Here is a 23378-nt window from a genome sequence, read left to right as displayed (position 1 = left end):
CTCGGGCCCTGGAAGCCCACGGCCGGACGCTGGAGCAGATCGCGAACGTGGTCGGTGGCCTGGCCGTGGGCCGGCAGCAGCTGACCGAACGCGTCGACGGGCTGGTCGGCCGTGCCGGCGGCATCGAGGTGGGCCAGGCCGCGATCCTGGACCACCTGCGGCAGCAGGTCGCGATGTCCCGGCCAGGATCGACCCCAGCGGCCGCAGGAACCCTGAGCGCCGACCGCTCCGCCGGTAGGACCGCCGCGCGGCGGTCCTACCGGACGAAGTGAGATACGGGGCCCGCACACGCTATCCGGGCAGGGGACAAGCAGCTCATGGCCCACCACAGCGACGGCCCCGACCGCGCCCACCAGCGCCCCGTCGGCGTCACCGATGCCACCGCGGAAGCCCTCGGTTCCCTCTCCGAGGCCCTGGAGCTCACTGAACGGGCACGCGGCCACCTCCAGCCCGGAGCATCGAGTCGACCAGCGGCGCGAACTCGTCGATCACCCTCGCTTTCGACCGACCGTTCGGCGACCGGCGCGGCGGGGTCGCCGGACCTGGTGCCGACGGATACTTGCGGACCGTCTTCCGGTCCGGCCCGGTCCCCCGGGCCACCTCCGAGAGGCCGATCGCCCCGGACGCCAACAGGCTCCGAAAGCGCCGCAGCTCCAACCATCGATGCGGATCCAGGACCATCGCCGACCGCCTTCCGCCGCCTCTCACCGACCAAGCAGCAGGGTGTCGAGCAGAGGGCCTCAACGCATCGACAGCTGTTCCTTATCATCCGTACGCGGGTGGGGACGTCCACGTGCACGCCGACACAGACGTGCGTGGACGCACCGGGAACGTTGGCAAGGCGCTCAGGACCGGATCGCGTGCACCAAGCCGGCGTGGGGCGTCGGAGACGACGAACCGGACGCCGGACAGGCCGCGGGCGATCGGGAAACGCAGGAAGGCCAGCCGGTCGGCGCCGTCCTCGGCGGTGGCGACGTCCAGGCCGGGATCTCGCGGTGGCCGTCGGCGTTCACGCCGACCGCGATCACAGCGCATGCACATTAACGTCGCCCCTGCCCCCGCCCCCGCCCCCGCCCAAGCCCAAGCCCAAGCCCAAGCCTCCACCAAACTCATTCTGAAACGGTCGGTTGGCCCCCGGCGACTGCTCCTGCACCGGGCGCCGCCGAGGGCTCCCCATGCCGCCCGTCCAACGAATCCCGCCTTGGCGGCGGTGACATCTCAGGTCAGCGTCCTGCGGGTGTCACGGGTTCCAGGTCATGGTGGCGTAGACCCGGTCGAAGCGTCCCGCGGCAAGGTCCTGCCGGGAGACCGACCAGGAGTAGAGGGCCGTCTCCAAACCGTCGAGCCCATGCATCCACTGGGCGAGGCACACCCAGTCCTCGGGACGTACGTCCGTATCGGGCGCGGGCAGTTCGCCTCGGGTCACCGCTCGTGCCGCTTCCCGCCCGGCCGCCACGCTGGGGTCTTCCGCCCAGTTCTCGTCCTCGGCGTATCCACCCAGCTGAAGCCCGCGGCCGATGCCCTCGCCCGGCATCTCCGTCCACACCTCGATCAGTTCGTTCGCATGGGGATGTTCCGGGTGATCCATGCAGTCCAAGGGCTGCCCGGGAGCGTAGACCGAGGTGTAGTACGGCAGGGAGACGCCGGTACTCAGGTGAAGCAGCCCTTCCGGGAGATCCGTTTCGTAGGGGTAGTTCTTCCATTCCGGGTCGAGGTTCACAGGGCGTTCCTCGACGGGTGTGCCAGCGGGAATGTGGAGTGCACTGCCCAGGTTTCCTTCCCCGATCCGGTCGGGGTCGGGGTCGGCGAACAGCAGGAGGTGGCCGTCGGCGGGCAGGTCGAGGTCGGTCACTCCTGAGGGCAGCGCGGCGAGGTCGATGGTGGCGGCGAGCTTGCACCACGGGTCGGGGGCGTCCGCGGGAAGCATGAGGGGCCCGCCGAGCCGGCCCACCACCGGCCCGTCCCCCCCGGTGCCCAGGAAGGCGCAGGGTCGGGCGGTGGCCACCCACCGCTCGATGTCGTCCGGGGGGATGCCCTCTGCGAGGGCCCTCTCACGGAACTCATTCAGTGTGTCCAGGTTCTCGGGGGACATGAGAAGTCTCCTTGCGGCCAGGTCGGTTCGGCGGAAGGCATCGTGCCGGGTGAGCGGCGGGTCGTGAACAGTCAGCGGTGCAGCGTGACGGTCACGCCTCGTGCCCTGAGTTCGGTCACCACGGGGTGGGGGGCGCCCGACGGCGAGGTCGCAATCCGTTCGGCCAGGTGGACGTGTGCCAGCGCCGGCATGTCGAGCAGAGGCCCGAGATCCTGCAGGGACAGGCATCCACGCAGGTCGAGTTCCGCAAGGTGGGGCGAAGCGGTGAACAGGGTGATGTCCTGCAGCGCGGCCCAGCGCGGGCCGGCCACGCTGAGTGAGCTGAGCCGTTCCACGGGTATGCCCTCGACCGAGGGGCAGTCGTCCAGGGAGCGGAGGGTCAGTTCGCGCAAGCCGGAGCAGTCCCGGAGGGCCCTGAGCGATTCCAGGTTCTTCATGTACAGCAGGGTCAGTGTGGTCAGCGGAGATCCAGACAGGTCACCGAGGCCGCGGACGGCGGAGCCGTTGATCATCAGCGTGCGCAGCGCGGGCAGGCGGTCGAGGCCCTTGAGGTCGGCCAGCGCGGAGCAACCGGTGAAAGTCAACTCCCGCAGCGCCGGCAGCTCGCCCAGCCCCTCGGTGGTGCGCAGTACCGCACTGCCGTGGATCCCGAGCTTCGTCAGTCCGGGGTGGCCGTCCAGCCCTTCGAGCGTCGTCAGCTCGTTGCATCTGTCGAGTTCGAGGGACTGGAGTCGAGGGAGAGCCGCGAACGGCGAGAGGTCGCGGAGCTGGTCGCCGCTCAGCTGGAGGTGGGCGAGGTTCGGCAGCCCGGCGAGTCCCTCCAGGTCCGTGAGGGACCCGCGGGAGCGGAGATCCAGGGATTCCAGAGCACCGAGCGCCCCGCCGAACATACGGAGGGAGCGCACCTTGGTCCAACTCAACCTCAGCCGACGCAGACCACTGAGGTTCAGCAAGGGCTCGAAATCCTCGACGGCGCCGCACCGGCTCAGGTCGAGGCGGGTGAGCCGGGAAAGACGGCCGATCGGGGTGAGGTCCTCCACGCTCGTGCAGCCACCAAGATCAAGGTCCGTGAGACCGGTGAGTTCACCGACCTCGGTGAGGTCGGTGAGCCCGTCACACCGGTAGAAGCCGAGCTTCTCGAGCATCGTGAGATGCCGCAGACCGTGCAGGGAGGAGGCGTACGGCAGCCTCAGCTCCGTCCTGCCCTCCTGGCGGAACGCCGGAGCCAGCAGGTGCTCGGCGAAACTGTCCGGGTCACGGTCCGTCCTCCACAGACGGATGAGGAACTTGGACGCGTACGGGTCCAGAGGGGTGAACCGGGCAGCCAGTTTCAGGGCATGCCCGCCGTCACCCGGCGCGGACAGGGAAACCAGTTTCCTGACGGCCTTGCGCGCGCGGTACGCCGGGGCATCCAAGTTCTCGCAGAAACCGAACGGATCTCCGTCGGCGATCGCCCACAACCGGAGCAGTTCCTCGGTGGAGCAGTCGGACATGCCGCTGTACCGCACGGCCAGCTCCAACGCCGCGTCGCCGCCGCCGGACGCCGTCAGCAGCATGAGCTCCCTGACCGCCTCGCCTGCCTCGGCGGGATTCGCGGTTTCCAGAAGCACCTCTAACTGCCTTGTTCGCGCTGCTGTGTCGTCGTCCTGTGTGTCATCGGCGGGCACGCCGGAGGAGGTTGGTCGTGTCATGGGAGGACTTTAGGGGCCAGGTGTGACATGAAGCTTCCTCTTGGTCGCAGACACCTGGAAACTGAGATCTTGAGGTTCCAGAGGGAGTAGCACCAGGTGGGAAACAAGTACACGAAGCGGTACACCGAGGAGTTCAAGCGGGATGCGATCGCACTCGCCGATTCCTCGGGCAAGACGGTCACCGCCGTCGCCCGCCGACCGAACCTGGCCACCCACGAGGTCGTCGGCTACGCCATGACCGGCCACCTATGAAACGCCGGCGCTGCCGCGCCCGGTCGACCTGCCGCCGCGGAGACCATCCCGTGAGCGTGAGGAAAACGGGAATCAAGGGATCATCGTGAGCCCCGGGCCCGAAGACATATCTCTGTGGGGGTAGGGACCGCCACGCCTTGCCGGGAAGGCGGTCCCCTCGGCGGCGCGGGTCAGGGCTGTGATCCGGATTCCGCCGCGGACAACCCCTCCGGTGCCGTGCCCTCCGTGATGCCCAGGTTCTGGGCCCCTATGACGGACAGCAGTTCCAGTTGCTCGGCTCCCGGGCTTCCGGGCGGGGCGGTGAACCACAGCAGGCGTTGGCGTCCGTCTTCGCTGAGGAGGTTGTAGCAGTCGAGTTCGATGATGCCGAGCGTGGGGTGGACGATCTTCTTGTGGTCCATGCGGCGCACCGCGACGTCGTGGGCGTCCCAGAGGGCTGCGAACTCCTGGCTGCGGCGGCGTAGCACGGCGATCATCTTCGTGACCTCCGCGTCCCGGCCGCGCTTGGCGGCCGCTGCTTGGAGGTCGGCCACGAACACCCGGGAGTGGTGCGGGTGATCCTCGGGCGGGTACCTCTCGCGCGCCTGCGGGTCGGTGAACCAGCGGTACACGAAACTCGCCGCCGGGCCGCGGTGCGCCGGGGACTCGCCGAGCAGATTCCTGGCCAGGTCGTTTTCCACCAGGGTTTCGTGCAGGTCGGTGATGACGCGCGCGGGGGTGTTGGACAGCCGGTCCAGCAGTCCGAGAAGCGCGGGCTGCACGTGCGCCGACGGTCCGTGCGCTGGCGGAGGGCCCGGCCGTTCGGCGAGGTGAAACAGGTAGTCGCGCTCGTCGCCGTTCAGACGCAGGGCTCGGGCAAGGGCGGCCAGGGTCTGGGCCGAAGGCTGTACGCCGTTCTTCGCGCTGCCGCGTTCCAGCTCGGTGTAGTAGTCGGCTGACAGCCCTGCCAGCTGGGCGACTTCCTCGCGGCGCAGCCCGGGGACGCGCCGGCGCGGGCCTTGGGGGAGACCGACCTCGGCGGGGCGGATGCGGTCGCGGCGTGTCCTGAGGAAGGCGCCGAGTTCTGGAAGGTTCACCCCTTCATGGTCGCGCGCGTGCCGAGCCGTAGCCAGGGGGTGGCATCCCCTGGGTGGACGCAGCCCTGGCTAGGGGGTGGGGGACCGGCCGATCGTGGATGACGCAGCAGGGCGACGGCGAGACCGCGGCCCGACCCGCATTCACCACAGGAGTCAGTAATGTCCATCCCCACTTCCCTCGACGGGACCGCTGCCCCGGCTCAGCCCTCCGCCTCACCCCGTGTCGCGATCGTCACGGGCGGCTCGCGCGGCATCGGCCGCCGGACCGTCGGGCGGCTGGCCGCCGACGGATACGCCGTCGTGGTCGGCTACGCCGGCAACCAGGACGAGGCCGAAGCAGCCGTGAAGGAAGCCGTCACCAGCGGCGTCCGGGCGATCGCGGTGCGTGCCGACGTCGCCGACGAACACGCCGTCGCGGCCCTGTTCGACGCGGCCGAAGCAGAGTTCGGCGGTGTCGACGTCGTCGTGCACGCGGCCGGGCGGGCACACATGGCGCCGATCGCCGAGCTGGACCTGGCCGTCCTGGACGACCTGCACCGCACCAACATCCGCGGCACGTTCGTCGTCGTCCAGCAGGCCGCCCGTCGGGTGCGCCCCGGCGGTGCGATCGTGACGTTCTCCACGTCCGTGGTGGGGCTGGCCTTTCCGGGCTACGGCGCATACTCCGCCAGCAAGGGCGCGGTCGAGGCGCTGACGCTGATCCTGGCCCGGGAGCTGCGGGGCCGGGACGTCACCGCCAACGCCGTCGCGCCCGGCCCCACGGCCACCGACCTCTTCCTGGACGGCAAGGACGAGGAGACCATCGCCCGCCTGGCCGCCCAGCCCCCGCTGGAGCGACTCGGCACCCCGTCGGACATCGCCGAGGTCGTCGCGTTCCTGGCCTCCCCGGCCGGCCACTGGATCAACGGACAGGTCGTCCGCGCCAACGGCGGAATCATCTGAACCGCCCGCCCAGCCACCCCGTCGATCAACGAAGGACCCTGTCATGAGGAACGACGACACCGGAAAGGCCATCCCGGCCACCAGGGCCTCCAGCGGCATCGGGCGCTGTCCGTGCGTGCTCCGGCCCTCGCCGGCCACACCGTGTACGCGGGCATCCGCCAGATGGCGACCCGTAACGCGACCGCGGTGGCCGACCTGGTGCGCTACGGCACCGACCACCGGGTCGACGTGCACGCCGTCGAGCTGGACGTCACCTCCCAGGACTCCGCCGACGGCGCAGTCGACCGGATCGTCACCGAGCACAGCCGACTCGACGTGGTCGTGCACAACGCCGAGCACATGGTCCTGGGCGCCGCCGAGGCGCTTCCGTTCGGCATCGACACCGCGATCGTGGTGCCTGGTGCGTTCACCACCGGCACCAACCACTTCGCCAACGCAGGCACCCCCGCCGGCATCGACCGTGCGGAAGCCCACGGCCAGCGTCACCAACCCCTCATGGACGACCTGGGCAAGCGCCTGGCCGCGCTCATCCCTTCGGACGCCGATGTGACCGAGGTCGCTGAAGCCGTCGCGCGACTGGTCACGATGGAGCACGGCACCCGGCCTCTGCGCACCCGCATGGACCCCAGCCGGGATGGCAGCGAAGTCGTCTCCGCGGTCGCCGACCGCCTCCGCGCCGACTTCTTCCGCCGCATCGGACTGGACAGCCTGCTCACCGCAGGCAGCTCCCTGTGACACCCCACTGAGAGAAGGAACAACCAGCCATGCCTTTTGCGAACTTCAAGGTCCCCGAGAAGACCCTCACCCCGAAGCAGAAGGAGGAGATCGTCACCCGCACCACCGAACTGTACGTCGAGATCTACGGCGAGCGCGCCCGCAACAACACCATGGTTCTGGTCGAAGAGGTCGCCGACGGCGGCTGGGGCATCTCCGGCAACGTGCTCACCCTCACTATGCTCGGCGAGGCGACACCGACCGACACCAACGACGCCTGACCGCACCGGCCGTCATTCGGCCAGCACACCACCTTGAAACCGAAGGCCCCCGGGTCGAGCGTCCGGCCACACGGCCTCGTTCATCCGGGGGCCGGTGGGATCGGCGAAGCCCTTCAATGTGTCCCCGCACTCGATCGGTCTGCGATGCCCGCCGGGGTGCGGGTGCGGGTGCGGGTGCGGGTGCGGGGCACGGCAGCGGTCAGCCCCAGGCCGAGCCGCTTGCCCATGTCCAGGCGAAGGTGCCGTACGGGCTGACGTTGGACCAGAACAGTGCGGTCAGGCCGCGCCGGCCCTCGTCGCTCGGATTCTTCGCCCAGGCCGGCCCGGCCAGGACCTGCTGCACCAGCAGCGTGTTGGCATGCACGAGCGCGGACTGGAGCGGACGAAGCGCGAGCATCGACGCCTCGGCGTGCTCCTTGTCCGGGCCGGTCAGGGCGCCGCCCTTGCCGCAGTGCGGAACGCGTCGAGGCGGGCCTCGCGCTCGCCGGCCCAACGCTCGCGGCCCTGGAGCGTCTCGCGCTTGAACGTCGCGTTGAAGGACTCGGCGAGCGCGTTGTCCGCCGAGCTGCCGACCGCGCTCATGGAGTGCCGGACGCCCGCTGTGCGGCAGGCGCCGGCGAAGGCGGCGCTGGTGTACTGGGCTCCGTGGTCGGTGTGCAGGACCACTCCGGTGAGGCCGCCGCGGGTGAGCTCGGCGGCCGAGGCGCCGGTGACGAGACCGGTGCGCAGGTATCGGCCAGAGCCCGGTCGGCCAGGCGGCGGGAGGCGGGGTCGATGACGGTGGCCACCTACAGGAACTTCCCGCCGCCCAGCGGGAGACAGGCGATGCCGCCGGCGTACCGTCTGTTCGGCTCGGCGGCGGTGAAGTCGCGGCCGATCAGGTCCGGGGTCTTCACCCCGGCCGGGTCCGCGACGGTGGTGCGGTGTCTGCGCCGCAGCCGCACGCCGGCCGGATTGATGCTCGCATCACGCGCGCGATGCGCTTGTGGTTGACGCGCTCGCCCGCCTCGCGGAGCTCGGCGGTGATCCTGGGGACGCCGTAGGTGCCGTCCGACTCGCGGTGCACGGCCCGTGTTCGTGCGGCGAGAACGGCGTCGTCAGCCTGCCCCGCTGCCCGGTCCGCGGCTGTCGCGCGCCGGTGGCAGAAGCCGGAGGACGAGCTCGTCGAGGCTGCCGACGAGGAACAGTCGAACAAGGCGACCGCCCGCTACGGCCGCGCGCCGACCAGCGCTGACGACATGACACGGGTCGGTGACGGAACGGCCCGACTTGTTCCGGATGGAGTTCCGTCAGCCGGCAGGGCCCGACCCGGCTCGGCGGTCACGCCGGCGCAGGGGATCGAGCAGAGTGAGCGCCGAATGAGCCGGTTTTCCCTCCGCCGGGGGCATGGCGCTGAGGCTGCGCAGTCGTTCGTTGCGCTGTTCCAGGGCCTGGGCGGTGGTGGGGAAGAGGGTGGCGCCGCCCTGACCGACCAGCCCTTGGTTCGCGGTCACGAACTGCCGGGTGTCGCGTTCGTAGGCGGCGAAGCCCGCGCCGTGACCCCGGTCCGCGAGGCAGCCGGCGAGCATGTACGCGCCGACGAGCGCGAGGCTGGTGCCCTGTCCGGTGAGGAACGAGGGCGCGTACGCGGCGTCGCCGACCAGCGCGACCCTGCCGTTGGACCAGCGGGGCATGTGGATCTGGCTGACCCCGTCGAAGAACAGGTCCTCCGCCTCGCGCAGGGCGGCCAGCATGCCCGGGACCTCCCATCCCGCGTCGGCGAAGACCTTGGCGACCAGGTCGCGTTGGGCTTGCGGGTCCCGGAACGCGTCCATGGGCGGCTCCGGCCGGGCGAAGTTCAAAAAGGCGTGCACCTCGTCGTCGTCCCCCACGGAGTAGAGTGCCGCGGCCCTGCCCGGGGCGTTCCACATCACGGTCTCGTGGGAGAGCCCGAAGGTGTTGCGCATGGTGAACACGGCGAAGCAGTAGCCGAGGTAGCGGTGGAACTGCTCTTCAGGGCCGAACAGCATCTCCCGGGTGCGCGAGTGCATGCCGTCCGCACCGAACACCATGTCGAACGTACGGCTGCCGCCCCCGCGGAAGGTGACGTCGACCCCGTGGTCGCTCTGGTCGAGGGTGTCGACGGAGTCGCTGAACAGGAACTCCACGTCGTCACGGACCGCCGTGTACAGCGCTTCCGTCAGATCCCCGCGCCGTACCTCCAGGTCCCGTCCCGCGACGCCGCCGGTGACGGCATGCGGGTGCAGGGAGGTCACCTCGCTGCCGTCCGAGTCGAGGAAGGTCAGCCGCCGCAGGTCGATGTGCGCGTCCCGCAGCCGCGGCAGGATCCCCATCCTCCGGACGACTTCCAGTGCGGTGCCGCGCACGTCGACGGGATAGCCACCCCCACGCAGGGTGGGCGCCTTCTCCACGACCGTGACCGCGTATCCGTAGCGGTTCAGCCAGAACGCGAGGGCGGGCCCCGCGATGCTGGCCCCGGATACCAGGACCGTGCGCCTCGGCGTGCCGCGGACATCCGTCAGCTGATCGGTGAGGGTCATTCCTTGACTCCTTTGGGCATGGTGCGAGTGACGAACAGGGCCAGCGACGTGACGACGCCGGCTATGACGAAGCCGGTGACGTAGGCCGATTCGGCCGCGACCTCCGACCCGGAAGGGGTTGCGGCGGTGAGGAGCGCACCACCGAGCTGCCCGCCCACGGCGTAGCCGAGTACGCGGCTCACCAGGATCAGGCTGGTGGCGATGCCGGTGTCCTTGGCATCGACGGCCGTGGCGGTGCTGGTCATCATCGCCGTGACGCACAAGCCGCTGGCCAGCGCGATCAGCGCCTTGCCGACGACGACGTGCCAGGCCTCGGTGTGCACGGACGCCAGGACGACCAGGGAGACGGCCAACATGACGACCCCGGCGTTGACCACGGCACGCGAGCCGAAACGCCGGTCCCCGATCCCGCCGAGCGGCCCGGCCAGCGTCGCGGCGACGGCGCCGGGCAGCAGGAGGAAGCCGATCTCGGTGGCGCTGGCGCTGAATCCGTACCCGTCGCCGCGCTCGTCGAGCAGCTGCGGAACGAGATAGGCCGCCATCGAGGTGCCGAGGCAGATCACGAATGTCGGCGCACACGCCTTCCAGATCGCGGGCCGTGCCAGCATGTGCAGATCGATCATTGGGGAGGCCGCACGCCGTTCGACGGACACCCAACCGGTGACGAAGACGGCCAGAGACACGACGAGGGCGCCGAGCACGAGGGGTTGCGAGGCCGCTTCGGGCGCCAGCGCGAGTACGAGCATGAGCGTGACCAGCACCCCGCTCAGGAGCAGCAGGCCGGGCCAGTCGATGCCGGCGTCGTCCGACCCGCCCGGCTGGTCGGACGGCATGAGCCTGTTCACGAGCAGGGTGGCCCCGATGACCGCGATCGTGGGCAACGCGAACATCCAGTGCCGGGAGAGCTCTTCCGCCACCGGCCCGGCCGACAGCATGCCGACCATCCCTCCCCCGACGAAGAGTCCGCTGACCACCCCGATGGCGACCCTCGACTCTCCCGGGGGCAGGTTTTTGCGCACGATGATGAACGACAGGGGAAGCGCGCCCACCATCGCCCCTTGCAGCACCTGCCCGAGCAGCAGCACGGGCAGGTTCGGGGCCAGGGCTGACACCGTGCCGCCGACCGCGACGACCGCCATCAGCCGGATCAGGACTCGCTTCCCGCCGTAGCGGTCGCCGAACTTGCCCGCCAACGGCGTGATGAGTGCCCCGGTGACGAGGAGCACGATGCTGAGCAGTGCCCCTTCGGACTGGCTCATGTCCAGTTCGCGTTCCAGGAGCGGGATCGTCGGTGACACCACCGACTCCAGAGCGCCGGTGAACAGTGCCAGTAAACCGAGGGCTCCGACAGCGGCCTTCCCGATGGGAACCGGGGGATCCAGGGTTGTGGTCATGAGTGTCCTTTCCGCCATTGCCGGGTGAGGAAGGGGGCAACGGGGGGCGCGCACGGCATGTGGCGCTGCCACCCCGGATGGGCTAGGACCAGCGGCGCAGCGCGGCCCGGGCCGGCAGCGTGACCGCCGGCAGGGCCAGGCCGCCGGCGGCGACCGCGAAGCATCCGTACACCAGCGGGGGCACGTACGGCATGTCACCGGTCACGCCGCTCATCATCGGGATCAGCGTGGCCGCGGCGATCGCGGAGCCGAGGGCCAGGCCCACCACGGCGACCAGCAGGCCCTCCCAGCGGAGCATCGTCATCACCTGACGCCGGGTGGAGCCGACGAGGCGCAGCACGCCCAGCTCGCGGCGGCGGCCCAGGACCGTCATCACCAGGGTGTTGACCGCGGCGACGGCGGCGAACCCGCCGAGGACCGCGGCCATGGTGTTGTTCATCCAGGCGCCCAGCTTCGCGTCGCGGTTCTGCTCGGTGGCGTAGCCGGAGGCGTCGGTGACCTCGCCCAGGGCGGTGAGTGACTTCTTTGAGCCGCCCCGTACCAGGAGCGTGCTGTCGAAGCTCGAGGTGACGTGCCCGGCCAGGGACGCCCGGTCCATGGTCACCGTGGCCAGGCCGAGGCCGCGACCGTAGACCGCGACGATCTCGGGGCCGACCTCCGTCCCGTCGGGGAGGTAGAGCGGGAGCCGGTCGCCGACACCGGCGTCCGCCGAGGCCGCCAGGGTCTTGTCGATGGCGATGCGCCCCTCGCCGAGCCGGTCGAGGCTGCCGTCGCGTACGTCCAGGTCCTGCACCTTCGCCAGCTCGGCGCCGGAGCCGGTGACGCCCTGGGCGGTCGCGCCCTGGAGCGACGTGAACTCGCCGGAGCCGGTCGGCACCAGCACCTGCGTGTTCAGCAGCCCGACGGCCGCCTCCACGCCCGGCGCGCGGGCGGCGCGTGCCGCCGCGTCCACCGGGAGCCCGGCCGGGGCCGTCACCACGTGGTCCGCGGTGATGCCCGCGCGCAGCTGCTTGTCGGCGGCGCGGGTCTCGCTCGTGTGCATGAACACGAGGGTCGAGGAGAAGGCCACGGCGAGCACGATCGGGGTGATCGCGGAGGCGAGGCGGCGGGCGTTGGTGCGGGAGTTGGCGGCCGCGAGTTCGGCGGACGGGCCCGCGCCGCGCAGCGGGAGGCCGAACAGGCCGGCGCACAGCCGCGCCACCAACGGGCCGAGCAGCCCGACGGCGAGCATGAAGAGCATGACGACGCCGAGGGCGGCGCCGGCCGCGTCGTCCCCGGCGGAGCGGGCGGACACGCCGGTGAGGATCGTGCCTCCGACGAGGGCGCCGACGCCGAGGAGGGTACGGACCAGACCGGGCCGCAGCCGCTCCACCGACGCGTCCGACAGCGCCTGTCCGGGCTTGGTCTTCGCGGGCCGGCGCCCGGCCATCCAGCCTGCGCCGAGCGCGGTGAGCAGCCCCATGCCGACGGCGGCGAGCAGCGGGAGCCCGGAGACGTGCAGGTCCACGGCGCGCGGGATGGCGTCCCGGTCCTGGAGCTGCCCGAACCACCAGTGGGCGAGCCCGATGCCGGGCAGGCAGCCGATGATCCCGGCGAGCGGCGCGACGAGCAGTGCTTCGGAGGCGACCACGCGGCGGATCTGCCGCGGGGTGGCGCCGACGGCGCGCAGCAGGGCGAACTCGCGGGCCCGCTGACCGACCGAGAGCGCGACGGTTCCGGCGGCCGTGAAGACCGCGACGATGGCGGCGATGCCGCCGAAGGAGCCGCCGATCCCGAAGAGCGTCACCTTGGCGTATCCGAGGCCCGGGTCCTCGACGGCACCGCGGTCGTCGCCGGTGCGGACCTGGACGCCGGAGCCGGCCAGGGCCTGCTTCACGGCGCCGGCGAGGGCGTCGGCGTCGGTGCCGTCATCCGCCAGCACGACGACGGCGTCGGCCTTGCCGGGATGCCCGGCGAGCAGGGGGGCCTGGGTGTCGGCGAACCAGGCCAGGGCACCCGCGTCGCCGGAGTCGCGGGCGGTCTCCGCGGGGCCGGCCTCGGCGACGCCGGCGACGCGGAAGTCCTGCCGGCCGGCGGCGGTCTCCAGTACGACGGTGTCGCCGACCGCGGCGTGCGCGGCGCGGGCCGTTCCCGCGTCGAGGACGACTTCCCCCTCGCGGGGTGCGGAGCCGGTGGTCAACGAGGTGCCGGTGAAGGTGTGCGAGCCCCATCCGTGCGCGGTGAGCACACCTCCCGGAACAGTCAGTGCACGGGCACCGGCGTCCATCGCGCGCACCGGGAAGGTGAAGTCCGCGATGGCGGTGGCTGCACCCGGCGCCCCGGCGGCCTTCGCAGCCAGCCCGGCGTCCATCCGTGCCGTGTCCGGCAGGGGTGTCGCCTCCTCCTCGCGGTCCTCGCCGCTGCCGGTGACGACGTACTTGTTCTGGTCCGCCGCCGCGACGACCGGCGCGTTCGCGTACCGTTCCGGCGGCACGGAGGCGCGCAGGCCGGTCTCGAGCAGGATTCCGCAGGCCGAGACGATCAGTGCGGACATCAGCAGCGCGAGGAAGGTACCCGCCAAGGACGCGGGCTTGAAGCGGACAGCCTCACGGGCGAGTCCGTTGGGGCGCCTCATGCCGCCGCCCTCGCCATCGCACCGGAGCGGGAGGCGCGCGAGGTGAGCACGGCCATCCGTGCCGCGATCTGCTCCACCGAACCGCGCTCGAGGTGGTCGGCGAAGGCGCCGTCGGCGAGGAACAGCACACGGTCGGCCCAGGCGGCCGCGACCGGGTCGTGGGTGACCATGACAACGGTGGCGCCCAGAGCGTCCACCGCATTGCGCAGCAGGCCGAGGACCTCGGCGGCGGTGCCGGTGTCGAGGGCGCCGGTGGGTTCGTCCGCGAAGACCACGTCGGGGCCGGTGACCAGGGCGCGGGCGACGGCCACGCGTTGCTGCTGACCGCCGGAGAGCTCCCCGGGCCGGCGCTTCGCCTTGTCGGCGAGTCCGACCTGGGCGAGCACCGCCTGCGCCTGGCGCCGGTCCTGGCGCTGCCCGGCCAGGCGCATGGGCAGCAGCACGTTCTGCTCCACGGTCAGCGACGGCAGCAGGTTGAACGCCTGGAAGACGAAGCCGAGGCGGCTGCGGCGCAGCTCGGTGAGCTCGTTCTCGCTCATGCCGGTGATCTCCGTGCCGCCGAGGCGCACGGATCCCGCCGTCGGCCGGTCGAGCCCGGCAGCGCACTGCAGGAAGGTGGACTTGCCGGACCCGGACGGGCCCATGACCGCGGTGAACGTGCCGCGCGGCAGGGCGAGGTCGACGCCCGCGAGGGCGTGCACCGTGCCCGGCCCGCGGCCGTACTGCCGCCGGACGTCGCGCAGTTCGACCGCGAGACCTGGCGTGGCGGCCGGGACCTCGGGCCGGTTGTCCGCCTTCTGCCGCCTGCCCCTGCGTAGCCTCATGTCCCGTCTCCCTCTCCCGTGCACTTCCTGTGACGGGTGAAGAGTGCGGGGACGGCTGAGCGCCGGGCGTCATACCGGGGAGCCGATGCGGGGGTGCTACCGCGGTAGGGGGTGGGGGAGGGGCGGGGGCGGTCCTACTCGCCCGGAGCGACCAGCCCCGACTCGTAGGCGAAGACCACCGCCTGGGCGCGGTCGCGCAGGCCGAGCTTGGTCAGGACGCGGCTGACGTGCGTCTTGACCGTCTGCTCAGCCAGCACCAGCGTCTGCGCGATCTCCCCGTTCGACTGCCCGCGGGCCACCAGCGTGAGGACCTCGGTCTCGCGTTCCGTCAGGCCTTTGAGCCGCAGCGCGGGCTTGCCCCGGACGGCGGAACGCTGCCTGGCGAAGTCCGCGATGAGGCGGCGCGTCACGGAGGGGGCGAGCAGCGCGTCGCCCGAGGCCACGACGCGGACCGCCGCGATGAGGTCGGCCGGCGGCGCATCCTTGAGGAGGAAGCCGCTCGCGCCCGCCCGGAGCGCCTCGTAGACGTAGTCGTCGACGTCGAAGGTGGTGAGCATCAGGACGCGCGGCCGGTGTGTCACACCGGGTGCCGGCTCCAGGAGGCGGCGTGCTGCCTCCAGCCCGTCCATCTCGGGCATCCGCACGTCCATCAGCACGACGTCCGGGTGGGTACGCCGGCTCAGCTCGACGCCCTGCGCGCCGTCGGGGGCCTCGCCCACCACGTCGATGTCGCTCTGGGCGGCCAGCAGGGCGGCGAAGCCGGCCCGCACCATGGCCTGGTCGTCGACGATGATGACGCGCGTCGTCACGTGAAGTCCTTTTCAGTCGAGGAGGTTCAGGGGAAGTCGGGCGGCGACCCGGAAGCCGCCGTCCGGCAGCGGCCCCGTGTCGAGGCTGCCGCCGACGAGCCGCACCCGTTCGCGCATGCCGACGAGGCCGTGCCCGGTGCCGCCCACCTCGAGCGGCCCGTCGGGCGGCTGGGGCGGCGGTCCGTTGACGACCAGGACGGTGAGCCGCGCACCGTCCTGCGGACCGGACTCCGTCACCGACAGCGACACCTGCGTGCGGGCACCCGGTGCGTGCCGTACGACGTTCGAGAGAGCCTCCTGGACGATCCGGTACGCGGACAGGCCGACCGCCTCGGGCACCTCGACGTCGCAGGGGGTGAACTCCACCGGCCCGCGGGCCCTCGCCGTCACTTCCACCAGCTGCCCGATCTGCGCCAGGCCCGGCTGGGGCACGAGCTCGCCGTGCGCCTCCTCGTTGCGCAGCACGCCGAGGAGCCGTCGCATTTCGCCGAGCGACTCGCGCGCGGTCGCCGCAATGGACGTGAACTCCTCCCGCACGTCCGGCGGCAGCCTGTCGAGGCGGTACTCCGCGGTGTCCGCCTGCACCGTGATGACGGACATGTGGTGTGCCACCACGTCGTGCAGCTCGCGGGCGATCCGGGCGCGCTCCTCCAGCAGCGTCCGCCGGCCACGTTCGGCCTCGCTGATCGTCTCCTGCTCGACCAGCCTGCGCTGCACCTCGGACCGCTCGCGCAGCGCACCGCCCAGCAGGAGCGCGACACCCCCGAGGATGGTGAACAGCAGGCCCATGGCGCCGAAGCCATGGGGCGCGACGAACCCCAGGGCCACGTTCGCGGCGGCCGTGGCCAGCCACACCAGCAGCAGTGTCCGGCGCCGTTCGCGCAGCCCCAGGGCGAGGCAGAGGCCGACGTACCCGACGATCTCCATGGGCGGGAACGGCCACAGCAGCCGCTCCTGGAAGTCGACGGTGAGCAGGGCGAGCGCCCCGGCAACGTCCGCGACGAAGACCACGTACCAGGCCTGCAGCGGCCGTACGACGGCGAGCAGCAGCGGCGCGGCCTGCGCGACGGCCAACCCGCCGGCGACGCCTCCGGTCAGGCCGTAGTCGGCGGTGAGGACCACGATGGTCGTGGGCAGCAGGGCGACGCACAGCACGAACGCCACGGCCCGCGGCAGCAGCCGCACCCATCGCCGCGAAGCCCCCGCGAGCAGTGCGCGCGGGCGTTCCTCCTCCACTGAGGTCATGCGCACCAGCCTATGTGCGCCGCGACGGCATCCGGAGTGGCGCAAGGCGTCGGCTCCTCATATGTCGGCACGCAGCGGTTCTCCCACTTCGCGCATGTGCCGCAGGGCCTGACGGTGGGAGTCGACGAGGCCGGTCTCCGTGCAGGGGACGCCGAGTTCGCGGCAGTGGGCCTTCACCAGGGGCCGGGCGGGTTTCAGGTGGGGGCGGGGCGTGCTGGGGGACAGGTGGTGCTCGATCCGGTGGTCGAGGCCGCCGAGGAACCAGTCGGTGGGGACGCCGCCTTCGATGCTGCGGGACGTGAGGACCTGGCGCCGCAGGTGGCCCCACTCCTCGCCGTCCGGGTCGGGCATGTCCCTTCCCTTGTGGTCGGGTGCGAAGGCCATGCCCGGGTGCAGCTCGAACAGGGCCTGGTGGAGTACGGCGAAGACGAGTGCCCGAGCCGGCGGCATGCTCGTCAGGAGCACGGTGAGGTATCCGGCGACGTGGGCGGTGAGGAGCGAGCCCTCCACCAGGCGCTCGCGGCCGGTCCGGCGGTTCACGGCCCGGTTGCCGCTGATCCGGGTGTGGCCCGCGTCGTGGCGATGAACGCGGTGCGGCGGAGGCGAGCTTCGCCGTGTGCTGCCGGCACGCGTGGTCACTACGGCGGTGGTCGGCACCGTCCTGAAGCGGCGCATCCATCCGTCTCCCTCTGTCTCGTCCGTGGGAAGACGAGAAGGTAGAGACGCGGTGGGCGCCGGGGCGTCACACCAGGGAGCCAAGACGCGGTGATACCCGGGTAGGGGGTCGGGCCAGGTCCGGCCACCGCGCGGCACGGGCCGCACCGCCCCGGTGGGCCCGCCCCGCGCGCAAGGACCTTCCGAAACGACCGCTCCCCCCTACGCCACGCTCCCCCCTACGCCACGCTCCCCCCTACGCCACGCTCTCCCCCGCGGCCGCGACGGGCCCCGGCGCCCTGCCCTCCCGCTGCGCGAACCGTGTCCGGTACAGCTCGGTGCAGCGGCCGTCGGCCGCCAGGAGCTCGTCGTGGGCGCCGCGTGCTACGGTCCGGCCGCTCCCGATCACCGGGATCAGGTCGGCCGTGCGGATGGTGGACAGGCGGTGGGCGATGACGAGGGCGGTGCGGTCGACCAGGGCCTCAGTCGGGACCTCCTGAACGGCGGGCTCCGAGGTGTCGTCGAGGTGGGCGGTGGCCTCGCGAGGATGACCACGTGCTGGCGGGCCGGCAGCGGCCGGGCATGGTCATGCGCCGGCGCTCGCCGCCGGAGAGGCGGTAGCCGCGTTCGCCGACCACCGTCTCCAGGCCGTGCGGCAGGGACCGTACGAGGGTGTCGCCTGTCGTGCAGGGTGAACCAGCCGCCGAGGCCGTGAACCAGCGCGAGGCAGTCCATCCTGATGGCTGGACACGGCCCTCGACTCCCTGCCCCCGGTACCGGTCGGCCGAGGCGGGGGCAGCAGGACCCGCACGAACGCAGTCGGGTAGCTCGCCGCCGCACTGCGCGCAGCCTGGCGGCGAAGACGGCGTCCATACGCGATACCGGTCGCCTGTCCGCACCATCGGCCGCCGGGCAGCGCCCCACGAACCCCTGCCGTCCCAAGCGGCGGCAGGGGTTCGTGGGGTGCTGCCCGGCGGCCCTCAAGGGGCGGGTTCTTCACCGATGCTGTCCATCGCCGTAGGCACCACCGCGGTCCGGTGCCGTCGAGGACCAGAAGATGGCCGACCGGGACAACTGCGGTCTTGGCCATGGCGGACAGCAACCCGTCGGCCAGTGCGGTGCCGTCCTTTCCGTGTGGGAGGTCTGTTTCGGCACGGGCACAACGGCGGAGTGCTGCGCGGTGACGGGTGGCACCCATACGGCGAGACGGTCATCGTGCCTGGAGCCGGGGCCGGCTCGGCGTTCCGATGTCCCTTGGAAAGCGCAGCAGCCGGCGTCCCTGGCTGCTCTGCCGCGGCATCCCACCGGTCGAAAGGCTGTCTGACCTACCTCATCCCCCCAGGCGGGCATGGATGGCTTCGCTGATGGTCCGCACCGCACGGTCGACATCTCGCACTGTGGCCTCGGGGGTGAGCCGTTCGGATTCGTAGATGAACGCCGTGGAGCCGCGCCGGCTGCCGCAGTAGTCGATGATGCCGTGCTCGACCTGCGTCCGCAGAGCGCTCTCGTATCCGTGGCGCTCGTATGCACCGGAGTCGTCGCCGGCGATGGGGAGAAGATGTGTGGTGAGGCCCTGCAGTTTCGGCTGCAGACCCGAAGCGGGGGAGTATTCGAAGGCCCAGCCGTTGACGAAGACACGGTCGATCCACCCCTTCAGCAGTGCAGGCATCGACCACCAGTACACGGGGAAGACCAGCACGAGATCGGTGGCGCGCTCAAGACGACGGTGTTCAGCCGCGACGTCAGCCGGATAGTTGCCGCCGTCGTGGTACGCCCGACGATCCGCCGGAGTGAACCGGGGATCGAACCGCTCCTCGGCCAGGTCGGCGATCTCGACCGAACCGGGGTGAAGCGCTGCCTGAAGTCTTCCCAGCACGTGATGCGTCAGGGACCGGGGGTCGGGGTTGGCGGCGACCAGCAGGGCATGCATCGATGGCTCCAGTTGCGTGAAGGTACGGACGTCGACAAGTGGTGTGGATGTGCGGGATGGCGTGCGGTGCTCCACTTCCCGGAGCCCAGGACGCCAGGCCAAGGCCCGCGGGACTCAGCACCGCCAGGCTTCCGCTGCCGTGGCCCGCAGGACGAAGCCCTCGAAGGTCCGCGGCGCGCACCCCAGCACGGTGGCGACCTCGTCCGACGTCCAGGCGGCGGTCCCGCGTTCAAGCAGCACGAACATCTCGGTGAGGTACTGGGCCTCGTCCTCGCCCCAGCCCTCCCGGACCAACGCCGCGGTGTACCCGGCCGGGGAGATGCGCCGGTGGACGATGGGCAGCCCGGACGCCCGGGAGATCGGCTCGACTGCCTCCGCCCAGGTCAACCCGCACGGCCCGGTCAGCTCATAGACCCGACCGGCGTGCTGTCCGGGCTCGGACAGCACTGCGGCCGCTCCGTCGGCGACGTCCTCGAGGTCGATGAACGGCTCGGGGACCGCACCCGCCGGAAGCGCCGGCTCGCCGGCGGCCGGCGGGGCGCGGAAGGGTTGCCCGCCGAAGTCCTGGGCGAAGTTCGAGGCACGCAGGATGGTCCGTTCCAGCGCCGAGCCGCGCACGGCGTCCTCGGCCGAGCGCATGTCCGGACCGAACGCAGAGTCGCCCCAATCGTCGGCGCCGTGACCGGAGAGCAGGACCAGGCGCCGCACACCGGCGGCCTCGGCCCGCGCCACGACGTCGTGCACCGGACCGGGCACGGGCGGAGGCACCACGCAGGCGGTGGTGACGCCCCGCAGGACCTGATCCCAGCCGGCGGGGTGGAACCAGTCGAACGGGGTCCGACCGGAACGGGAGGCGGCGCGCACGGGCGTGCCGCGCAGCCGCAACCGGGCGGTCACCCGCCGGCCGGTGGTGCCCGTCGCGCCGAGGGCAACAGTGATGTCGTTGCTCATAGCAGCGAGTCAACGGCACGCATCCGGACGGTTCCATAGGTGATACGCCAGATCACCTGGGCAATCGTCTGAATCGTTTAGCCTTGGCGGGTGGATGCTTTCGGCGACCTCCTGCGCGGAGTGCGGGCCCAGGGCTCGTTGTTCGGCAGCTCGACCCTGACCCCGCCCTGGTCGCTGCACTTCGTGGACGGCGCGCCGCTGACCTTGTGCACCGTCCTCTCCGGAGGCGGCTGGATCGTGCCGGAGCGCCGCCCTCCCGAGCGTCTGGGCGTCGGCGAGACAGTGATCGTGCGGGGCCCCGCGCCGTTCCTCTTCGTCGACGAGGTGGGCACTCGGGCCGAATCCGTCGAGTGCGGCGCGTTCTGCTCGACGCCCGAGCAGGGCGGGACCCGCTACCGGCTTGGCTGGCACGACGCCGGTACCGGCGGGGAGGACACGACGACCCTGGTCGTCGGCGCCTATCCGGTGCGCGGGGAGATCAGCCGCAGGCTGCTGGACGCGTTGCCCGCCGTACTGCGTGTGGGGTCCGGCGGCGGGCCCGACCCCGTGTGGGACCATCTCGCCGCCGAGGTCGCCGCCGACACCCCGGGCCAGCAGATCGTCCTCGACCGGCTGCTGGACTGGATGCTGGTGTGCGCGCTGCGCGAGTACTTCGACCGGCCCGGCGGTACTCCGCCGGGCTGGTACTCCGCCGGGCGCGACCCGGTGGTGGGCGGCGCGCTGCGCCTGCTGCACGAGGAACCGGCAGCGCCGTGGACGGTTGCCTCGCTGGCCGGCCGGACCGGGGTGTCGCGGGCCACGCTGGCGAAGCGGTTCACCGACCTGGTCGGCGAACCGCCCCTGACCTACCTCACCCACTGGCGCATGACGCTCGCGGCGGACCTGCTGACCGAGCGCGAGACGGCGACTGTCGCGGAGATCGCCCGCGCTGTGGGCTACTCCGACGCGTTCGCGTTCAGCGCGGCGTTCAAACGAACCCGCGGCATCAGCCCCAGCGCGTACCGGCGCACCGCGACGGCCCCGCCCCCGCAGCCGGCCGGCACACCCCCCCATGACAAGTCCCCCGGCATCCGCCCCCTCGTCCAGGACCCTCCGCCGGTCAGCGAGATAGAGGTGCAACAGCCTCCGAGTGCTCACCCCACCCAGATGGTCAGCAGGCGCTTCGACTGACAGGAAGTCAGCGATCACCCTGCCTGATACACATTCTCGTGTCTGGAGAACCGTCCTACTTCGGCCCCCGTCCCGGCCGCAGATCCGGCGCCGGGGCGGCCACGCCCGGCATCGGCTCCGGCAACGTCCACGCCACGCGTGATCCCTTCCACCAAGGATCCCCGTGCTGTCGCTTCGCCGCCGCCCTGGTCTCCTGACTCAGGAGACCAGGGCGGCGGCGAACAGAATGTGGACCGACCGGTCCACGGGCGGGATGCCGGGGCGGCGCGTGTACCAGGCTCGGGAGTCCCGCGGTTGCGGTCGACGGCTGCGTCGCGGTGGTGCCGCCTCCCTCACACGCCTGTCGTCCGGACGTCGGTGATCTCCACGGAGAGTTCTGTGTCCGACGAGACGGTGCTGAGTGATGACGGCGTGTAGCTCAGTGTCGTCTGCTCCGACAGTTCCGCGGTACCGATGACCGGTCCGGACTCGTCGCCCTTGATCTCGTAGGTGATCTCGTAGGTTGCGTCCGGGTCGATGTCGTCGCTGAGGCCGACGTAGGACAGGTCGGGTTCGACGGTGACGTTGCAGCCGGCGGAGCCGAAACACTGCTTTGCGGTGGTGCGCAGGGTGATGGTGAAGCTGTCGGGGGTGAGGTCGGCGTAGACCGGCGGTTCCGGGGTCGGCTCGTTTGCGGTGGCGGTCGCTACGTCCTCAGCCGGGGCACTTGACGCGTCGGCCGTGGCGGTGGGCTCGCTGCCGTCGTTGCCGATGGCCTGCACGACGGCAACGCCGGTGCCGATGATCGTGGCGATGACGGCGGCCGCGGCACCGATGACGACCTTGTTGCTGAGACGCTTTGCCTCCGCCGGCGCCGCAGCTGGGGGCTGATCGGGCTGGGCTTCCGGCTGGGGCGGGAAGTCGGGCATCGGCGGCTGCGGCGCTTGGGCGGTCACGGGGTCCCCCTGTACGGCTGGTAACAGAGGCATCATGCGGGGTTAGGGGGAGTCGTGAAGGCCCGTTGGCCGAACCGTGACCAGACCAGCCGGATACACCACGATCATCGCACGCATTCACCTCTCCCAAGCGCCCAGGCGAATAGGCTGCTGAGCGCGTTCACCTGCATTTTCCTGGGCACTTTCACAAGTATGCCGACACACGGCCTGTCAGTGCCGGTGCCGTAGTACTGGGTGGGCCAGGGTGCCTGCGGTGCCGGCCAGCGCACCGAGTACGGCCGCGCCCACTCCCAGAGGCCCGGTCAGTGTCGGGTGGGCCAGGGCGAGGTAGACAGCGGCTGCGGTGATCAGCAGTCCCACGGTCAGAGCCAGTAGGAGGATGGCCGTGTGCAGCTCGTGGTGGTCTCGGTCCCGGCGGGGCATGCCCGTGTTCGTGGTCATGAGGTGTTCGGCTCCTTGGCGAATCGGGCGTACAGCAGCCGCGGCCCTCGGTGGGCGCGGCTTCGTGCAGCGGATCAGCAACGTTCGACCTGGCCGGCCCCCTTGCGGCGTCGGTGCGCCACGAGGGAGCCGGTCTCCACTGCCATGTAATCCGGTGGCCCGGGCACCGACCGGAGGAAGCTGGGGGGTCTGTAAAATCGGCCCGTAGAGGGGAGTCGTGCCGGCAGCTTCAGGCCATGTCCTCCCGCAAGGACCCCAGCGCGGCCGACCGGCAACTCATCGAGCACGCGCAGCGGCACGGCCTCACCGTCACCGCGAAGCAGCTGGCCACCTGGCGGCGCTCAAGGCTGCTGCCGGGCAACATCCCCGGCGGAGGCCTGGGCCGCGGCAAGGGCCGCACCTCCCGGCCGGCACCCGAGAGCTTCGACCTGGTCCTCGGCCTCGCCCGTCATGCCGGACCGGGTAAGCGGCCGTCGGACCTGGCGCTGCTGCTGCTCGCCGAGGAACTACCGGTGCCGGAGGCGGCGGTGCGGGCGACCTTCCGCGCCGCCGTGGCCCTCGCCATCCCCGGCGAGGACGACGACCCGGAGCAGGACCCGGACGAGCGCCTGGACCGCCTCGCCGACCGTCTCTCAGCAGACGGCCAAGCGGTGACCCTGGTGCCCGCCCGGGCCCGGCGTATCGACGAGCAGATCGCCCGTATCCTCCGCGAGGCCGCAGGCGCCTGGCCACCTGCGGAACTGGCCGGCCTGGACCACAACCCCGAATCGGCATCCTTTACCCCGCAGACGCCGCGCTGACCGCCGTCGAGGCAACCCTCAGC

23 protein-coding genes and 4 pseudogenes are annotated in these 23378 nt (G+C 71.5%); 7 read left to right on the top strand and 20 right to left on the bottom strand.

Annotated elements, in window-relative coordinates; all coding sequences use genetic code 11:
• Positions 1-47: 47 nt before the first annotated feature.
• Positions 48-272 (top strand): hypothetical protein, encoded by a 225-nt coding sequence (locus tag ACFSJS_RS18890; protein WP_380902243.1) that lies wholly within the window; start codon positions 48-50, stop codon positions 270-272.
• Positions 273-854: 582 nt separating this feature from the next.
• On the opposite strand, the pseudogene ACFSJS_RS18880 reads toward ACFSJS_RS18890, so the two are convergent.
• From ACFSJS_RS18880 to ACFSJS_RS18870, 3 genes and pseudogenes are all read right to left on the bottom strand, one after another.
• Positions 855-1045, bottom strand: a pseudogene (locus ACFSJS_RS18880) (transposase); the annotation flags it as partial.
• 195 nt (positions 1046-1240) lie between these two features.
• Complete coding sequence (locus ACFSJS_RS18875; protein ID WP_380901891.1) at positions 1241-2092, bottom strand: YwqG family protein; 852 nt, start codon at positions 2090-2092, stop codon at positions 1241-1243.
• Positions 2093-2163: 71 nt separating this feature from the next.
• Complete coding sequence (locus ACFSJS_RS18870; protein ID WP_380901889.1) at positions 2164-3783, bottom strand: leucine-rich repeat domain-containing protein; 1620 nt, start codon at positions 3781-3783, stop codon at positions 2164-2166.
• A 96-nt stretch (positions 3784-3879) separates the two neighbouring features.
• On the opposite strand from ACFSJS_RS18870, the gene ACFSJS_RS18865 reads away from it, so the two are divergent.
• A complete protein-coding gene (locus ACFSJS_RS18865; protein WP_380901887.1) occupies positions 3880-4035 on the top strand; it encodes a transposase in 156 nt (51 codons plus the stop codon).
• A gap of 170 nt (positions 4036-4205) precedes the next feature.
• Here the strand turns inward: ACFSJS_RS18865 and ACFSJS_RS18860 are convergent, their stop codons facing one another.
• A complete protein-coding gene (locus tag ACFSJS_RS18860) occupies positions 4206-5111 on the bottom strand; it encodes an MmyB family transcriptional regulator (RefSeq protein ID WP_380901885.1) in 906 nt (301 codons plus the stop codon).
• 159 nt (positions 5112-5270) lie between these two features.
• Between ACFSJS_RS18860 and ACFSJS_RS18855 the strand changes: the two genes are divergently transcribed.
• The 3 genes from ACFSJS_RS18855 (at position 5271) to ACFSJS_RS18845 (ending at position 7048) form a co-directional block, all read left to right on the top strand.
• Positions 5271-6053 (top strand): SDR family oxidoreductase, encoded by a 783-nt coding sequence (locus ACFSJS_RS18855; protein WP_380901883.1) that lies wholly within the window; start codon positions 5271-5273, stop codon positions 6051-6053.
• 162 nt (positions 6054-6215) lie between these two features.
• On the top strand, positions 6216-6788 hold the full coding sequence (locus ACFSJS_RS18850) for a Rossmann-fold NAD(P)-binding domain-containing protein (protein ID WP_380901881.1): 573 nt from the start codon (positions 6216-6218) through the stop codon (positions 6786-6788).
• A 29-nt stretch (positions 6789-6817) separates the two neighbouring features.
• Entirely contained in the window at positions 6818-7048 is a 231-nt protein-coding gene (locus tag ACFSJS_RS18845) for a tautomerase family protein (RefSeq protein WP_380901879.1), read from the top strand.
• Positions 7049-7247: 199 nt separating this feature from the next.
• Here ACFSJS_RS18845 and ACFSJS_RS18840 read toward each other — a convergent pair whose 3' ends face one another.
• The 14 genes and pseudogenes from ACFSJS_RS18840 to ACFSJS_RS18775 all read right to left on the bottom strand — a co-directional run bounded on the left by ACFSJS_RS18840 (position 7248) and on the right by ACFSJS_RS18775 (position 20009).
• Positions 7248-7445 (bottom strand): hypothetical protein, encoded by a 198-nt coding sequence (locus ACFSJS_RS18840; protein ID WP_380901877.1) that lies wholly within the window; start codon positions 7443-7445, stop codon positions 7248-7250.
• A 32-nt stretch (positions 7446-7477) separates the two neighbouring features.
• Positions 7478-7714, bottom strand: coding sequence for an integrase core domain-containing protein (locus ACFSJS_RS18835; RefSeq protein ID WP_380901875.1), 237 nt, complete (start codon positions 7712-7714; stop codon positions 7478-7480).
• Positions 7715-7836: 122 nt separating this feature from the next.
• A complete protein-coding gene (locus ACFSJS_RS18830; protein ID WP_380902241.1) occupies positions 7837-7992 on the bottom strand; it encodes a hypothetical protein in 156 nt (51 codons plus the stop codon).
• Positions 7941-8243, bottom strand: a complete 303-nt coding sequence (locus ACFSJS_RS18825) for an IS3 family transposase (RefSeq protein ID WP_380901873.1) — start codon at positions 8241-8243, stop codon at positions 7941-7943. Before ACFSJS_RS18825 ends, ACFSJS_RS18830 begins: the two co-directional genes overlap by 52 nt.
• 94 nt (positions 8244-8337) lie before the next feature.
• On the bottom strand, positions 8338-9588 hold the full coding sequence (locus ACFSJS_RS18820; RefSeq protein WP_380901871.1) for an FAD-dependent monooxygenase: 1251 nt from the start codon (positions 9586-9588) through the stop codon (positions 8338-8340).
• Positions 9585-10982, bottom strand: a complete 1398-nt coding sequence (locus tag ACFSJS_RS18815) for an MFS transporter (protein WP_380901869.1) — start codon at positions 10980-10982, stop codon at positions 9585-9587. The genes ACFSJS_RS18820 and ACFSJS_RS18815 overlap by 4 nt, the downstream gene beginning before the upstream one ends.
• Before the next feature lie 82 nt (positions 10983-11064).
• Complete coding sequence (locus tag ACFSJS_RS18810) at positions 11065-13596, bottom strand: FtsX-like permease family protein (RefSeq protein ID WP_380901867.1); 2532 nt, start codon at positions 13594-13596, stop codon at positions 11065-11067.
• The gene (locus ACFSJS_RS18805) at positions 13593-14420 is read right to left on the bottom strand and encodes an ABC transporter ATP-binding protein (RefSeq protein ID WP_380901865.1); all 828 of its coding nucleotides are present in this window, start codon (positions 14418-14420) and stop codon (positions 13593-13595) included. Before ACFSJS_RS18805 ends, ACFSJS_RS18810 begins: the two co-directional genes overlap by 4 nt.
• Positions 14421-14554: 134 nt before the next feature.
• Positions 14555-15229, bottom strand: coding sequence for a response regulator (locus tag ACFSJS_RS18800; protein ID WP_380901863.1), 675 nt, complete (start codon positions 15227-15229; stop codon positions 14555-14557).
• A gap of 12 nt (positions 15230-15241) precedes the next feature.
• The gene (locus ACFSJS_RS18795) at positions 15242-16474 is read right to left on the bottom strand and encodes a sensor histidine kinase (RefSeq protein ID WP_380901861.1); all 1233 of its coding nucleotides are present in this window, start codon (positions 16472-16474) and stop codon (positions 15242-15244) included.
• Positions 16475-16531: 57 nt separating this feature from the next.
• A pseudogene (locus ACFSJS_RS18790) lies at positions 16532-17002 on the bottom strand (fatty acid desaturase family protein); the annotation flags it as partial.
• A gap of 382 nt (positions 17003-17384) precedes the next feature.
• Positions 17385-17805: pseudogene (locus ACFSJS_RS18785) on the bottom strand (P-loop NTPase family protein); the annotation flags it as partial.
• Positions 17806-18458: 653 nt separating this feature from the next.
• Positions 18459-19058, bottom strand: coding sequence for an NAD(P)H-dependent oxidoreductase (locus ACFSJS_RS18780; RefSeq protein WP_380901859.1), 600 nt, complete (start codon positions 19056-19058; stop codon positions 18459-18461).
• A gap of 114 nt (positions 19059-19172) precedes the next feature.
• Positions 19173-20009, bottom strand: coding sequence for an NAD(P)H-binding protein (locus ACFSJS_RS18775; protein ID WP_380901857.1), 837 nt, complete (start codon positions 20007-20009; stop codon positions 19173-19175).
• Positions 20010-20099: 90 nt separating this feature from the next.
• On the opposite strand from ACFSJS_RS18775, the pseudogene ACFSJS_RS18770 reads away from it, so the two are divergent.
• A pseudogene (locus ACFSJS_RS18770) lies at positions 20100-21029 on the top strand (AraC family transcriptional regulator); the annotation flags it as partial.
• A 482-nt stretch (positions 21030-21511) separates the two neighbouring features.
• Here the strand turns inward: ACFSJS_RS18770 and ACFSJS_RS18765 are convergent.
• Together ACFSJS_RS18765 and ACFSJS_RS18760 are read right to left on the bottom strand one after the other, a co-directional pair.
• The gene (locus ACFSJS_RS18765) at positions 21512-22114 is read right to left on the bottom strand and encodes a hypothetical protein (RefSeq protein WP_380901853.1); all 603 of its coding nucleotides are present in this window, start codon (positions 22112-22114) and stop codon (positions 21512-21514) included.
• 210 nt (positions 22115-22324) lie between these two features.
• The gene (locus ACFSJS_RS18760; protein ID WP_380901851.1) at positions 22325-22555 is read right to left on the bottom strand and encodes a hypothetical protein; all 231 of its coding nucleotides are present in this window, start codon (positions 22553-22555) and stop codon (positions 22325-22327) included.
• Positions 22556-22791: 236 nt separating this feature from the next.
• On the opposite strand from ACFSJS_RS18760, the gene ACFSJS_RS18755 reads away from it, so the two are divergent.
• Positions 22792-23355: a hypothetical protein gene (locus ACFSJS_RS18755; protein ID WP_380901849.1), complete on the top strand. Its 564-nt coding sequence runs from the start codon at positions 22792-22794 to the stop codon at positions 23353-23355.
• The last annotated feature ends 23 nt before the right edge of the window (positions 23356-23378 follow it).

Origin of the sequence: Streptomyces desertarenae (assembly GCF_042681365.1) — a bacterium.
Taxonomy (GTDB): domain Bacteria; phylum Actinomycetota; class Actinomycetes; order Streptomycetales; family Streptomycetaceae; genus Streptomyces; species Streptomyces desertarenae.
Note: the sequence above shows the minus strand (reverse complement) of the source record. Positions and strands in the feature narration are given on the sequence as shown.